Genomic DNA, 14,068 nt, shown 5'->3' on the forward strand with positions numbered 1-14,068 from the left:
CGACCGGATGGCTGAACGCACGCTCGATCTGGGACAACTGCAGGCGCTTCTGGAGCGCGTGCGCGGGCTGAAGGTCGCCTGTGTCGGCGACCTGATGCTGGACCGCTACGTCTATGGCGAGGTCAGCCGGATTTCGCCCGAGGCGCCGATCCCGGTGCTGAAGGCGAAGCGGACGGTGGCCATGGCGGGCGCCGTCGGCAATGTCGCCCGCAACGTCGGCTCGCTGGGCGGTTCGGCCCGGCTGGGCGCGACGGTTGGCGAGGACGCCGCCGGCGTCGAGCTGCAGACGCTGATCCGTCAGGACGAGGGCGTCGAAAGCTTCGTCGAGGTCAGCACCGCCGCCCCGACCATTGTGAAGACCCGCTATGTCTCGGCCGGGCAGCAGCTGCTGCGGCTGGACGACGAGGAGGCGGGCGACCGCACCCTTCCGACCAATGGCGTGTTCGACGGCGCGGCCAGCATCCTGATCTCGGACTACGCCAAGGGCGGGGTCACCGCCGGGCTGCTGGACGAGGCCCTGAAGGCCGCGCGGGCCTCGGGCGCGCCGGTGATCGTGGATCCCAAGGGCACGGACTTCGCCCGATACGGCGCGGTCGATGTGATCAAGCCGAACGCCAGCGAGCTGGCGGGCGCCACCGGTCTGCCGGTCGACACGGATGAACAGGTCGAGGCGGCGCTGACGGCCCTGCTGGCGGCGACGACCGCCAGGGCCATCATCGTCACCCGCGCGGGCAAGGGCATGAGCCTGATGCGGCGCGGCGGGGCGGTGAAGCATTTCCCCGGCCGGGCGCGTGAGGTGTTCGACGTCTCGGGCGCCGGGGACACCGGTCTGGCGGCGCTGGGGCTGGCGCTGGGCGCGGGCGCGTCGCTGGAGACGGCGGTGGAGTTCGCCATCCTCGCCTCGGGCGTGGTGGTCGGCAAGGCGGGCACCGCCGTGGTCTCGCCCGCCGAACTGATCGACGCCGAGATGAGCCAGCACGCCTCGGGCGCCCACGCCAAGGTCATGCCGCTGGAGGAACTGGCGCATGTGGTCGAGGGCTGGCGTCGTCAGGGGCTGAAGGTCGGCTTCACCAACGGCTGTTTCGACATCCTGCATCGCGGCCACGTGGCCTATCTGGCGCAGGCGCGCAGCTGGTGCGACCGGCTGGTGGTGGCGCTGAACACCGACGCCTCGGTGCGTCGTCTGAAGGGCGAGGGCCGTCCGATCAATGATCTGGACAGCCGCGCCGTGGTCATCGGCGGCCTGCAGTCGGTGGACCGGGTGACCAGCTTCGACGACCCGACCCCGCTGGCCCTGATCGAACGGCTGCGGCCCGATGTGCTGATCAAGGGCGCGGACTATACCCGCGAGGGCGTGGTCGGCGGCGACCTGGTCGAGAGCTGGGGCGGCGAGGTGAAACTGGCGACGTTCGAGGACGGCTATTCCACGACCCGCACGATTGAAAAGATGAAGGCTGACTGATGACGCGTCGGATGATCGTTGTGACCGGCGGCGCGGGCTTCATCGGCTCGAACATCGTTGCGCGTCTGTGTGCGGACGGCCAGCGCGACATCGTTGTCTGCGACCGCATGGAAGAGGCGGCGCTGGGCAAGTGGAAGAACCTGGCCAAGCACGGCATCGCCGACTTCTGGTCGCCGGAAGAGCTGTTCGAGAAGCTGGAGCGGCACGCCGAACGGGTCGAGGCCATCGTCCATATGGGCGCCATCTCCTCGACGACCGAGGCCGACGCCGACCTGATCATGCGCACCAACTTCAGCCTGTCGCGCGACCTGTGGGACTGGTGCGCCCTGCGCGACGCCCGGCTGATCTACGCCTCCTCGGCCGCGACCTATGGGGACGGCGAGGACGGGTTCGAGGATCGCGATGACATCGACTGGCTGTCGGGCCTGCGTCCGCTGAACGCCTACGGCTATTCGAAATACCTATTCGACCAGTATGCGGTGAAGCAGGCCGGTCAGGGCCATGCGCCGGGCCAGTGGGCGGGGCTGAAATTCTTCAACGTCTATGGGCCGAACGAGTACCACAAGGGCGGCATGAAGTCGGTCGTGGCCCAGATCTGGCCCAAGGTGCAGGCGGGCGAGCCGGTCACCCTGTTCCGGTCGCATAACCCCAACTACGCCGACGGCGGCCAGATGCGCGACTTCGTCTTCGTCGAGGACGTGGTCGATATCATCGCCTGGCTGCTGGAGACCCCGGCGGTGTCGGGCGTGTTCAACGCCGGGTCGGGACAGGCGCGCTCCTTCCTCGATCTGGCCCACGCCACCTTCGCCGCGGCCGGGGTGGAGCCACAGGTCGAGTATGTCGACACCCCGCTGTCGATCCGGGACAAGTACCAGTACTTCACCGAGGCCCGGATGGAGCGCGTCCGCGCCGCCGGCTACAGCGGTCAGTCGACGCCGCTGGGGGAAGGGGTCCGCCGGTATGTGCAGGACTTCCTGATGAAGCCGGACGCCTACCGGTGAGCCGCGCGAAGCTGACATTCCGGCAGTGGATCGGCATTGTCGGCATCGCCCTGTTCCTGCTGGTGGCGGTCGCTGTCGGCGTCTGGCGCGGCGACATCCTGCGCGCCGGTCTGGACCCGCAGGTGCCGTTCCAGACCTATACGCCGCCCCCGGCGCCCGACTACGGCCGTCCGGACAGCTGGGCCCTGCTGGACGCCCGCACGCCCGACATGGGCGCGGCCTCGGTCTTCTTCCTGCACTCGACCACCTATGATGGCGGACGCCACTGGAACGGGCCGATCGGCGACCGCAATGGCGAGCGCTGGCTGCAGGAGGTGGTGCTGCCGAACTATGCGGGGCCGTTCGCGCGGGCGGGGATCGTCAGCGCGCCGCGCTACCGGCAGGGCAGCCTCTACACCCGCCTGACCCTGCGCGAGGATGCGCGAGAGGCGCGGGCCTTCGCCTATGACGACGTGGTGGCGGCCTTTGACGCCTGGCTGGCGCGCCATCCGACCGGGCCGATCGTGCTGGCCGGGGCCGAGCAGGGCGGTGAGTTGCTGGAGCGGCTGGTGCGCGAGCGGGTGGCGAGCGACGCCGCCCTGAGATCGCGTCTGGTCGCCGTCTATCTGATCGATGTGATCACGGCGGCGGATCGCCTGTCCCCGGCCGTGCCCGCCTGCGCCCAGCGTCAGCAGGTCGGCTGCATCGTCGGCTGGTCCGCCGTCACCGATGACAATGATGGCGCGGCGCGACGACAGTTGCGCCGGGCGCTGGTCTGGGATGGACGCGGCCGTCTGGTCGATCTGGCGGGGCGCGCGCCGCTGTGCGTGAACCCGATCAGCGGCTCGACGGACGGGGCGGTGGTTCCGGCCCGTCTGCAGCGCGGCGTCACCAATGCGACGGGGCTGGAATGGGGCGCCCGGCCGGCGCTGATGGCGCGGGAAGTCACGGCCCAATGCCGGGAGGGCCTGCTGCGCCACAACGACCCGGATATCGAGTCCCTGCGTCCGACCGGCAGCTGGGCGGATCGCAGAAAGGCGCGTCCCTACAATCTGTTCTATGGCGATATTGAAGCCGATGTTCAGGCGCGGCTGGCGCTGTGGAGCGCCCGGCATCCCGCCTAGTCGAGCCTAGTCCAGGGCCGACCGGTCGTTGCGCCAGTCGAACAGGGCCTCCAGCATCTTCACCGCCTCGCCGCGCGGCGACAGCAGGTCCGGATCGCGGCCGAGTACGATGCGCGCATCGTCCGCCGCCGCCAGCATCAGGCCGCGATGGCGGATCGGATCGGCGAAGCGATAGGCCGGGAAGCCGCTCTGCTTGAGGCCCAGCGGATCGCCGCCGCCCCGGAGTCTGAAGTCCTCCTCGGCGATCTCGAACCCGTCCTCGGTGCGGCGCAGGGTCTCCAGCCGGGTCTTCGCCGTCTCGCCCAGGCCGTCATCGCCGCCGCCATAGAGCAGCAGGCAGGTCGAGGCCGCGCTGCCGCGACCGACCCGCCCGCGCAGCTGGTGCAGCTGGGCCAGGCCGAAGCGGTCGGCGTGTTCGATGACCATGATGGAGGCGTTGGGCACATCGACCCCGACCTCGACCACGGTGGTGGCGACCAGCAGGGGCGTGCGGCCATCGGCGAAATCGGCCATCACCGCCTCGCGCTCAGGGCCCGGCATCTGGCCGTGGGCCAGTCCGACCTCGACCTGCAGGATGCGGCGCAGATCGGCGGCGCGCGCCTCGGCGGCGGCCAGGTCGATCGCCTCGCTCTCGGCCACCAGCGGGCAGATCCAGTAGGCCTGGGCGCCGTTGTCCAGCGCCGCCTTCAGCCGCTTGGCCACCTCGCCGATCCGGGCCAGCGGCAGGACGGCGGTGGTGACCGGGGTGCGGCCCGGCGGCTTCTCGGTCAGGCGCGACACATCCAGTTCGCCGTACTGGGTCAGCTCGAGCGTACGCGGGATGGGGGTGGCCGACATGGTCAGCAGGTGGACGCCGCCGGTGCGCGGATCGCCCTTGGCCTGCAGCCGGGCGCGCTCATTGACCCCGAACCGGTGCTGCTCATCGATCACCGCCAGCGCAAGCCTGTCGAAGCGGACCGCGTCCTGGAACAGGGCGTGGGTGCCGATGGCGACCTTCGCCTCGCCGGACGCCAGCGCCGCCAGCTTCGGCCGCCGCTCGGCCTGGCTGTCGCGACCGGTCAGCAGGACGGTCGGCACGCCCGCGGCCTCCAGCATCGGCGCCAGCCGCTGCCAGTGCTGGCGGGCGAGGATTTCGGTCGGGGCCATCAGGGCCGCCTGGAAGCCCGAGGCCGCCGCGTCGGCCAGCGCCAGCGCCGCCACCGCCGTCTTGCCCGAGCCGACGTCGCCCTGCAGCAGCCGCCCCATCTGCTCGCCCGAGGCGAGGTCGTGGCGGATTTCCTCGACCGCTCGCGCCTGCGCGCCGGTCAGGGTGAAGGGCAGGGCGGCCAGCAGCCGTTCGGACGCCTCGCCAGGACGGATGACCGGGGCGGGCGTGATCTGCCGCGCCCGCCGACGCCGGGCCAGCGCCAGCTGGTGGGCGAACAGTTCGTCATAGGCCAGCCGCTCGCGGACGGGGGCGTCCGGCTCCAGATCGCGCTCGCCGGTCGGGGTGTGCAGGGCGGCGATGGCCTCGCGCCAGCCGGTCCATTTCTGTTTCGCTAGCCAGGCCGGGTCCTGCCACTCGGCCAGTTCCGGCGCGTGGTCCAGCGCCTGCAGAACCAGTTTGCGGATGTTGCGCGAGGTCAGGCCCTGGGTCGCGGGATAGACCGGCTCGACCATGGCGATCTCGTCGGCCTCGGCCGGCTTGAAGACCTCCGGATGGACGATCTGGACCTCGTTGTTGAACCGCTCGACCTTGCCCGAGACCAGCCGGGTTTCGCCGCGCGGCAGCAGGCGGTCGATGTGCTGGCCCGAGCCGCCGAACCAGATCAGGTGGACGAAGCCGGTCTGGTCAGAGGCCCGCACCTTGATCGGCGCGCCCGGCTTGGAGGGCAGGAACAGGCGGTCGACCATGACCTCGAAAATGCCGACCTGTCCCTCGACCGCATTGGTCGCGGTCATCGGGCGGCGCACCACCACCCCGGAGGGCGACAGGAACAGGACGTCGCGCACCAGCGGCCCGGCCACCTTGTGCACGAGCGGCAGCACCTTGGGCCCCACGCCCTTCAGGGTGGAGACCTCGGCGAACAGGGGGAAGAGAATCTGGGGCCGCATGAAGGAGCCAGCCTATCGCGGGGCGCCCCTCTCCGTCACGCTTTGGCCGTCACGCTTGGCCGTCACGCTTGGCCGTCACGCTGGGCCGTCACGCTTGCGCAGGCTGGCGTGGTCGACCGGGCAGACGCGGCGGGAGCCGGTCTGGCGGAACGGCGTCAGGCGCAGCTTGGTCTCGTGATCGTCCGGTCCGGCGTGCCCCTGCGGATGCAGGCCGCGATAGTAGAGCTTCTGCCACTGGTCGGCCGGGGCCGAGGGCTTGGTGCGGCGGGCCCATTCCTGGAACTCGGCGCGCGAGATGGCCCAGGCGTCATAGGTCTCCTGCAGGCCCGGCTCGTCCTCCATCGGGCGCAGTTCGGGCTTGAGTCCGGCCATGACCCCGCGCGGGGTCGGGAAGAAGAAGCAGAAGGGCTCGTTCTCCTCGAACCGGATCCAGACGTCCGGGCGGGTGAATTTCCAGTTCATGGTGAAGGTGTAGGGGGACCAGTCGGTCTCGATCACGCCGCTGAGCGGGGCGATGCCGTCCTTGGCCGCGTTGGGCGGGCCGCCGACCCACAGGTTCCAGCCCTCGGACGTCCGCATGATCCCATCGACGTGGAAGGTCAGGACGCCGTTGCCGAACTCGGACACCGGGGCCTTCTTCGGATCGGTCCCGGGATCGAGCACGATCTCGATGGAGCGCGCGCCCTGATCGCCATGCCAGCGGGCCTTGAAGCCGCAGGGGCTCAGCACCTCCCAGCCGTGGGCGTTGGCGATGGCCAGCGGCAGGCAGCGATAGGCGAAGCTCTCCGGCGTGTCCGACATCCACTGACGCTTGCCCGAGGCCGGGGCGATGCGCGGGGTCCAGCCCTCGCGCACATAGCAGAGCAGTTCGGTGTCGGCGGCGCGGACGGGGGCGTTTTTCAGGCGCGCCGGCGCCGATCCCTTGAGCCGTTTCGCCATGGTCCGAACCCCTCTGTCTGTCGCCTTCGGCTTAGGGGGCGGCCGGCAAGCTTTTATGACGGTGGGCGGAGGGTCCGGCGGTGCTGGCAAATTGGCCGGCGAGGGCCTATCTCCGGCCCCGACCTTACATGACTGACCGGGCAAGGATTCTTGTGGCCGATACGAACGCGCGTCTGAACGAAACCCGGGAACAACGGCTGGGCCGGATTGCTTTCCGTGCCTGGCGGCGCGGCTTCCGTGAAGCCGATCTGGTGCTGGGGCCGTTCGCCGATCAGGTCGGGCCGTCGCTGGACGCCGCTGAGCTGGACCTGTTCGAGGACCTGCTGATGGAGGACGACGACCACGCCCTCTATGCCTGGATCATCCAGACCGCGCCGACGCCCGAAAAGTATGACGGAAGCCTGATGACCAAGATCCGCGCCTTCATGGCCGAGCATGTCGCCGCTGAAGTGGCCAAGGGCGCCGGCTGATGGATGCGATGACCCCGCAACGCGGCGATCAGGAACTGGGCGGCGCGCCGGAGGGGCTGGACGCCCTGACCGTCGCCGAGCGGCTGCGCGCCGCGGGCGGCCTCGGCGTCTTCGTGGCGCGCGACTACGCCCGCATGGGCGAGTTCGCCCAGGCGTTCCGCTTCTTCGCCAATGACATTGAAGTGCTTGAGTTTCCGGCGTGGGACTGTCTGCCCTATGACCGGCTGAGCCCGACGGCCTCGGTTTCGGCCGAGCGGATGGCGGCCCTGACCAAGCTGGCCTGCCGCGAGGCCGGCGACAGCCGCCCCATGCTGGTGGTGACGACCGTCGCGGCCGCCACCCAGCGCACCCCGCCGCGTGAGATCACCTGCGGCGCGGGCTTCGAGACCACCGTCGGCCTCGATCTCGATACGGCGGCGCTGGAGCGCTATTTCGCGGCCAACGGCTATGTCCGGGCCTCGACCGTGTCGGAGCGGGGCGAGTTCGCCGTGCGCGGCGGCGTCATCGACGTCTTCCCGCCGGGCTTCGAGGAGCCGGTGCGTCTGGACATGTTCGGCTCGGAGCTGGAGACGATCCGCACCTTCGACCCGGCGACCCAGCGCTCGACCGGCCAGATGCGCTCCATCTCGCTGGCGCCGGTGTCCGAGGCCCTGCTGACGCCGGAGGGCATTTCCCGCTTCCGCACCGGCTATCTGAATCTGTTCGGCGCGGGCGGTGATGATCCGCTGTACGCCGCCGTCAGCGAGGGTGCGCGCCGTCAGGGCATGGAGCACTGGCTGCCGCTGCTCTACGACCGGCTGGAGACCCTGTTCGACTATCTGCCGGACCAGGCGCCGGTCTTCCTCGACAACCAGGCCGAGGCCGCGCGGGCCGAGCGCTGGACCCTGACCGCCGACGCCTATGAAGCGCGTCGCGACGCGTCCCGGACCAAGGGCGGGGCGGCCAACCGGGCCCTGCCACCCGAGCGCCTCTATCTGCCGGAAGCGGACTGGAACAGCGCGCTGGCGGGCCGCGCCGTGCGCCGCCTGTCGCCCTTTGCCGGGAGCGGCGAGGATGCGGGCGGGCGTCTGGGGCGCGCCTTCACCGCCGAGCGGTCGCAGGACAGCGTCAATCTGTTCGAGGCGGTGGCCAACCACGCCCAGAGCCTGAAGTCGGCGGGCAAGCGCGTCCTGTTCGCGTCCTGGACCGAGGGCTCGTCGGAGCGTCTGGCGGCCATGCTGTCGGATCACGGGCTCGAGCATGTGGTCGCCGTGCGCGACTGGGCCGATGTGCAGAAGGCCCCGGAAGGCCTGTTCCTGCGCGGCGTCCTGCCGGTCGAGCACGGCTTTGAAACGGACGGTCTGGCGGTCATTTCCGAGACCGACATCCTCGGCGACCGGCTGGCGCGGCCGCGCAAGAAGCGCCGGGCGTCGAACTTCCTCGCCGAGGCCTCGGCCCTGACCGCCGGCGATCTGGTCGTCCACCTGGATCACGGCATCGGCCGTTACGACGGGCTGAAGACGCTCGAGATCCAGGACGCGCCGCACGACTGTCTGGAGCTGATGTACGCGGGCGAGAGCAAGCTCTACCTGCCTGTCGAGAACATCGACCTGCTGACCCGCTACGGCACGGACGCCGACGGGGTGCAACTGGACCGGCTGGGCGGCGCGGGCTGGCAGGCGCGCAAGGCCAAGGCCAAGCAGCGTCTGCGCGACATGGCCGAGGGGCTGATCGCGCTGGCCGCCAAACGCTCGCTGCGGACATCGGACGCCATCACCCCGCCGCAGGGGCTGTTCGACGAATTCTGCGCCCGCTTCCCCTATGAGGAGACGGACGACCAGCTGAACGCCATCGGCGATGTGCTGGAGGATCTGGGCAAGGGCACGCCGATGGATCGCCTGATCTGCGGCGATGTCGGCTTCGGCAAGACCGAGGTGGCCCTGCGCGCCGCCTTCGTTGTCGCCATGAGCGGTCAGCAGGTGGCTGTGGTCTGTCCGACGACCCTGCTGGCCCGCCAGCATTTCAAGACCTTCTCGGAGCGCTTCGCCGGCTGGCCGATCACCGTCCGACACCTGTCGCGCATGGTCACCGCCAAGGACGCCGCCGAGGCGCGCGCGGGCCTGAAGGATGGGACGTTCGAGATCGTCGTCGGCACCCATGCGGTGCTGAGCGAGCAGGTCGGGTTCAAGGACCTGGGCCTCGTCATCGTTGACGAGGAGCAGCATTTCGGGGTCAAGCACAAGGAGAAGCTCAAGTCGCTGCGCGCCGACGTGCACCTGCTGACCCTGACCGCGACCCCGATCCCGCGCACCCTGCAGATGGCCCTGTCGGGCATTCGCGAGATGTCGATCATCGCCACCCCGCCGGTCGATCGTCTGGCGGTGCGGACCTATGTCACCCCGTGGGATCCGGTGCTGGTGCGCGAGGCCCTGCTGCGCGAGAAATATCGCGGCGGACAGGCCTACTATGTCGTGCCGCGCCTGAACGACCTGCCGGACATCGAGAAATTCCTGCGCGAGCAGGTGCCCGAGATCAAGTTCGTGGTCGGGCACGGCCAGATGACGCCGACCCAGCTGGAAGACGTGATGAGCGCCTTCTACGACGGCAGCTACGACCTGCTGCTGTCGACGACCATTGTTGAGTCCGGGCTTGATGTTCCGACGGCCAACACCTTGATCGTGCACAGGGCGGACATGTTTGGCCTGGCCCAGCTGCACCAGATTCGGGGGCGGATCGGACGGGCCAAGGCGCGGGCCTTCGCCTATCTGACCACCGATGCGACCAAGCCCCTGTCCCTGTCGTCCGAGCGGCGTCTGCAGGTGCTGCAGTCGCTGGACAATCTGGGCGCCGGCTTCCAGCTGGCCAGCCACGACCTCGACCAGCGCGGCGGCGGCAACCTGCTGGGCGACGAACAGTCGGGCCATATCCGCGAAGTGGGCGTCGAACTGTACCAGCAGATGCTGGAGGACGCCGTCGCCGAACTGCGCCAGGCGGGCGAGGGCGGGATGGTCGATCGCGGCTGGTCCCCGGCCATCAATGTCGGCGCGGCCGTTTTGATTCCAGAGGATTACGTCCCGGACCTCAACGTTCGTCTGAGCCTGTATCGCCGCCTGTCGGACGCCGAGAACAACGAAAGCCGCGAGGCTCTGGCCGCCGAACTGATCGACCGCTTTGGTCCGCTGCCGGACGAGGCGAAACAGCTGCTGCGGATCGTCGGCATCAAGGCCAACTGCAAGACCGCCCACATCGAGCGCATCGACGTGGGGCCCAAGGGCGCGGTCCTGACGCTGAGGGACAATACCTTCCCGAACCCGGTCGGACTGGTCGGTCTGATCCAGAAGAACCACGCCTTCTGGAAGATCCGGCCCGATCAGAAGATCGTCGTGAAGGGCGACTGGGACACGCCGGAAGACCGCCTGAAGGTCGCCGAGCGGATCACCACCGATCTGGCGCGGGTGGCCGGGGCGGCGTGATGACGGGGGTCACTCCCCGTATTCGCGCTCGAACTCCAGAGCGTGCTGCAACTGGTCGGCGCGCTCGGCGGTGAAGCTGAGCCAGCAGCTGTCGATGATTACGGCCTGGAGGGTGCCGCCGCCCTCCTGTTCGCCGCGGTAGTTGCACTCGGCTTCCCGGAAAGCGATCCAGGCGCGCTGCGCGTCGCGGAGGCCTGCACGGCGGTCTTCCGGCAGGCCTCGCATCAGCTCGCGGTAGGTCGCATTGAGCCGGCTATCCTGACGCCCGTGCTCCTGCGAAGTGCAGGTCCGAATCTCCACCGTGACGCCACCGGCCCGGGCCATGCACGCGTCGTAGGCGGCGCTGAGGTTGGATTTCTCCTGCATCAGGGCGGCCCCGAACAGCAGGGTGGCCAGAGCCGGCATCAGCGCTTCTCCGACACGCCCACGTCCGCCGAGGCGCGCTCCAGCACCACGGCGGGTGACTCGCCGGGCATAACCTCGGCCACGCCGACCTCGAACTCGACCACGAAGGGCGAGCGGTCGGGGCCGGCGTCGAAGGCGGTGCAGCTGATGACGGCGGCGATGCGGTCGGCGGCGATGCGCGCGGCCGCGCTGCGGGTGGCGGGCAGGGCGAGGGCGAAGACGTCCGCCGACAGACGGGCGGCGGTGTCCTCGGTGCGGATCAGGCGCGAGACCATGGCGCCGATCTGGGGCAGGGCGCGATCCAGCCAGCCGCCTTCACGCGCGGCGGTCACGGCCTCGGTCTCGGCGACGCGCAGCACGGCGACCGACAGGGGACGACGGCGCAGACGGGCGCCTTCGGCCACGCGGGCCAGATGGCTGGCGAACAGTTCGGGGGTGAACAGGCCGGTGGCCGGATCGGTCAGGCCGGAGCCGCGCGCGCTCTCCAGCGCCCGTCGGATGGCGACATGGCGGCGATGGGCGCGCGCGAGGGCGACGACGCGGCGGGCGGTTTCTTCCTCCGGCGTGTCGGCGGCGGCCACATCGGCGAAGCCGCGGTTGTACAGTTCGGCCAGATTGATCTCGCCAGCGCCCCGCAGATAGAGGATCGCCGGCACATGATAGAGCCGCGTGTTCCGCTTCATGCCCGAGGCGATGGACAGGGCCGGGGCATGGTCCTCGGCGCCCCACAGGACGGCGGCGTCGAAGGCGCGCTCATGCAGATAGTCGAAGGCGGTATAGGGCGTCGGCGCGGCCACGACCTCGCAGTCCAGGGCGGTCAGGGCGTTGGACAGGGCCAGGAAATGCCGGTCCGGCTTGCCCGCCGCCAGCACACGTAGGGGGGCGGTCTCGACCTCGGGCGTGGTCAGGGGCTCGCCGCGCGCCGCGAAGGTGGCCTCGCGCAGGCTGACCTCTTCCTCGGCGATGGCGGTGCGGACCAGATTCTCCAGCCGGATGGCGGCCTGGGCGGCGTGCGGCGGGGCGGACATGGCGATGTCGGCCAGGTCCGCGTCCCAGTCGGCGGTCGCCGGACCGATGGCCATGACCGGAAGCCGGCGCGGGGAAACGGTCTGGCGCATGGCCCGCACGCCTTCCTCGGCCTCGGGCAGGCTGCCGTCGAGAATCACCGCCTCCAGCGGCCAGTCGATCAGCACCTGCACGGCGCCGGCCAGCGACCGGGCGGTGACCGTGCGCCAGCCGAGCGCGTCCAGCCCCTGACACAGGGGGCCGATCAGGTCGTCATCCGGGGCGACGACCAGAATGCGCGGATCAATTGGCAAAGGACGGACACTCCGGATCGCCCTACCCCCGGGCGGTCGTTCGGGCGGACCATAGCGATGACCGCCGTTCGGAAGCAACGGGCGGGACAGCGGAAATTCCTGCCCGGTTCCCATGCGGGCGAATTGGAGTAAACCTGCGGCCTTGGGCGGCTACGGGTACGGGTTTGCAGTCAGGATCTGAAATGGGCGCGGCGATGCGTTGGGCGGCGCCGAAGCTGTGGGGGCGTCTGGCTGTCCGGGCCTTCGCGCGCAGCTGGGGCCGTGACGTGATGCTCTATACGGGCGGCGTCTCCTTCTTCGCCCTGCTGGCCGTGTTTCCGGCCATCGCTATCCTGATCGGCTTCTACAAGGTCGTCCTGTCCATCGGGCAGGTCAGCGAGCAGGCGGCGGCCCTGGCCGACGTCATGCCCCACGCGGCCCGCGCCATCTTCCAGCAGGAGATCGAGCGGCTGGCCAACGCCTCGGCCAGCACCGTCTCGGCCCAGAGCTTCTTCGCCCTCGTCATCGGCGGCTACGCGGCGCACCGCGGCTTCAAGGCCCTGCTGGCGGGGCTGAACCTGATCCACGACGAAACCGAGCCGCACGGCTTCTTCAAATTCAATCTGCTGGCCTTCTTCGTCGCCCTGTTCGCCTTCGCCCTGTTCACGGTGGTGTCCGGCGCCGTGGTCACCGCGCGCCTGCTGGAGCACACCGGCCCCGGAGAGGTCGCCGCCGCCGGCGGGCTTTCGCTGGACGGTCTCGCTCCGGCACTCGGTCTCGCGATCGGCCTGACCATGCTCTACCGCTACGCCATGTCCCACACGACGCCGGTGGCGTGGATCCCGTCCATCGCTGGCGGGCTGGTGGCGACGGTGATGTCGACCATCTCATCATGGCTTTGCGCCATCTATGTCGAGCAGATCGCCCCGCTGGGCGCGACCTACGGCTCGGTCGGCGCCGTGGTGGTGCTGCTCATCTGGCTGTCGTGGAACGTCAACGCCATCTTCTACGGCGGCGCCTTCACCACCGAGATGGAGATCGCGGCCCGCGAGATGGAAGCGGCGGACGCCGCGCCCGCGACGCCGGACGGCGAAACGGACAAGACCGTGGTCAGCCTGTCGGAGCGTCGGGCGTCGCGACCACGATAGTCAGGACGCCATCGGCCTCGCTGATCGAGATGACCTCGCCGCCCAGATCCCGCATCAGGAAGGGCACGTCGATCCGGGCCATCGGATCGGTCGCCAGCAGGGTCAGCTGTTCGTTTGGTCCCGAGGCGCGGAAGGCCTTCTGAAGCTTCAGGCTGGGCGTCGGGCACCGATGGCCGCGCGCGTCGATGACGGTCATGCGCCGATCCGGTCCAGCAGCATCTCCAGCGCCACCTTCACGCTGGCCAGCCGCACCTGTTCGCGGCCGATGTCGCCGAAACGGTGCTCGGCATGGACGACGCCCGCCGGTCCGGCTGCGGCGAAGTGAACCAGCCCCACCGGCTTGTCGTCCGATCCGCCGCCCGGTCCGGCGATGCCGGTGATCGCCACTGACACCGCGGCGTCCGAGCGGGCGACGGCGCCCTCGGCCATGGCCCGCGCGACCGGCTCGGAGACGGCCCCGTGCGCGGCCAGCAGATCGACCGAAACGCCCACCAGCGCGGTCTTCGCGGCATTGCTGTAGGTGACGAAACCCCGGTCCACGACCGCCGAGGAACCGGCCACGTCGGTCAGGGCGCCGGCCACCAGTCCGCCCGTGCAGCTCTCGGCGGTGGCGACCATCAGGCCCTTGGCCGTCGCCTGCGTAATGATCTGTTTAGCGAGGGTCTGGATATCTTCGGGGAACATCGGGGCTTTCCG

At 69.9% G+C, this 14,068-nt stretch carries 12 protein-coding genes; 6 read left to right on the forward strand and 6 right to left on the reverse strand.

The genetic code is table 11. From position 1 onward, the window contains the following. The first annotated feature begins 7 nt into the window (after window positions 1-7). The 3 genes from rfaE2 to ACFQQC_RS13460 are packed head-to-tail and all read left to right on the forward strand — an operon-like array spanning window position 8 to window position 3,566. Window positions 8-1,462, forward strand: coding sequence for a D-glycero-beta-D-manno-heptose 1-phosphate adenylyltransferase (rfaE2, locus tag ACFQQC_RS13450; protein WP_376862938.1), 1,455 nt, complete (start codon window positions 8-10; stop codon window positions 1,460-1,462). Beyond that, complete coding sequence (rfaD, locus tag ACFQQC_RS13455; protein WP_376862939.1) at window positions 1,462-2,463, forward strand: ADP-glyceromanno-heptose 6-epimerase; 1,002 nt, start codon at window positions 1,462-1,464, stop codon at window positions 2,461-2,463. Before rfaE2 ends, rfaD begins: the two co-directional genes overlap by 1 nt. Next, window positions 2,460-3,566 carry a DUF3089 domain-containing protein gene (locus ACFQQC_RS13460; protein ID WP_376862940.1) on the forward strand — a complete coding sequence of 369 codons (1,107 nt, stop codon included), beginning with the start codon at window positions 2,460-2,462 and terminating at the stop codon, window positions 3,564-3,566. Before rfaD ends, ACFQQC_RS13460 begins: the two co-directional genes overlap by 4 nt. A 6-nt stretch (window positions 3,567-3,572) precedes the next feature. On the opposite strand, the gene recG is transcribed toward ACFQQC_RS13460, so the two are convergent. Together recG and ACFQQC_RS13470 are read right to left on the reverse strand one after the other, a co-directional pair. Next, window positions 3,573-5,660 (reverse strand): ATP-dependent DNA helicase RecG, encoded by a 2,088-nt coding sequence (recG, locus tag ACFQQC_RS13465; RefSeq protein WP_376862941.1) that lies wholly within the window; start codon window positions 5,658-5,660, stop codon window positions 3,573-3,575. A gap of 75 nt (window positions 5,661-5,735) precedes the next feature. Continuing rightward, window positions 5,736-6,599 carry a DUF6065 family protein gene (locus tag ACFQQC_RS13470; RefSeq protein ID WP_376862942.1) on the reverse strand — a complete coding sequence of 288 codons (864 nt, stop codon included), beginning with the start codon at window positions 6,597-6,599 and terminating at the stop codon, window positions 5,736-5,738. Window positions 6,600-6,751: 152 nt separating this feature from the next. Here ACFQQC_RS13470 and ACFQQC_RS13475 point away from each other — a divergent pair, with 152 nt between their 5' ends. Beyond that, on the forward strand, window positions 6,752-7,069 hold the full coding sequence (locus tag ACFQQC_RS13475; protein ID WP_376862943.1) for a succinate dehydrogenase assembly factor 2: 318 nt from the start codon (window positions 6,752-6,754) through the stop codon (window positions 7,067-7,069). Window positions 7,070-7,077: 8 nt separating this feature from the next. Further along, a complete protein-coding gene (gene mfd, locus ACFQQC_RS13480) occupies window positions 7,078-10,521 on the forward strand; it encodes a transcription-repair coupling factor (protein ID WP_376862945.1) in 3,444 nt (1,147 codons plus the stop codon). A gap of 9 nt (window positions 10,522-10,530) precedes the next feature. Here mfd and ACFQQC_RS13485 read toward each other — a convergent pair whose 3' ends face one another. Together ACFQQC_RS13485 and ACFQQC_RS13490 are read right to left on the reverse strand one after the other, a co-directional pair. Beyond that, window positions 10,531-10,926, reverse strand: a complete 396-nt coding sequence (locus ACFQQC_RS13485) for a lysozyme inhibitor LprI family protein (protein WP_376862946.1) — start codon at window positions 10,924-10,926, stop codon at window positions 10,531-10,533. Continuing rightward, the gene (locus ACFQQC_RS13490; RefSeq protein ID WP_376862947.1) at window positions 10,926-12,245 is read right to left on the reverse strand and encodes a diguanylate cyclase domain-containing protein; all 1,320 of its coding nucleotides are present in this window, start codon (window positions 12,243-12,245) and stop codon (window positions 10,926-10,928) included. The genes ACFQQC_RS13485 and ACFQQC_RS13490 overlap by 1 nt, the downstream gene beginning before the upstream one ends. A 182-nt stretch (window positions 12,246-12,427) precedes the next feature. Between ACFQQC_RS13490 and ACFQQC_RS13495 the strand changes: the two genes are divergently transcribed. Continuing rightward, complete coding sequence (locus ACFQQC_RS13495) at window positions 12,428-13,372, forward strand: YihY/virulence factor BrkB family protein (RefSeq protein ID WP_376862949.1); 945 nt, start codon at window positions 12,428-12,430, stop codon at window positions 13,370-13,372. Here the strand turns inward: ACFQQC_RS13495 and ACFQQC_RS13500 are convergent. Next, on the reverse strand, window positions 13,335-13,568 hold the full coding sequence (locus ACFQQC_RS13500; RefSeq protein WP_376862951.1) for a sulfurtransferase TusA family protein: 234 nt from the start codon (window positions 13,566-13,568) through the stop codon (window positions 13,335-13,337). The genes ACFQQC_RS13495 and ACFQQC_RS13500 overlap by 38 nt on opposite strands. Next, on the reverse strand, window positions 13,565-14,056 hold the full coding sequence (locus tag ACFQQC_RS13505) for a CinA family protein (RefSeq protein WP_376862952.1): 492 nt from the start codon (window positions 14,054-14,056) through the stop codon (window positions 13,565-13,567). Before ACFQQC_RS13505 ends, ACFQQC_RS13500 begins: the two co-directional genes overlap by 4 nt. Between the last annotated feature and the right edge of the window lie 12 nt (window positions 14,057-14,068).

Origin of the sequence: Brevundimonas sp. GCM10030266 (genome assembly GCF_042666595.1) — a bacterium.
Lineage (GTDB): Bacteria > Pseudomonadota > Alphaproteobacteria > Caulobacterales > Caulobacteraceae > Brevundimonas.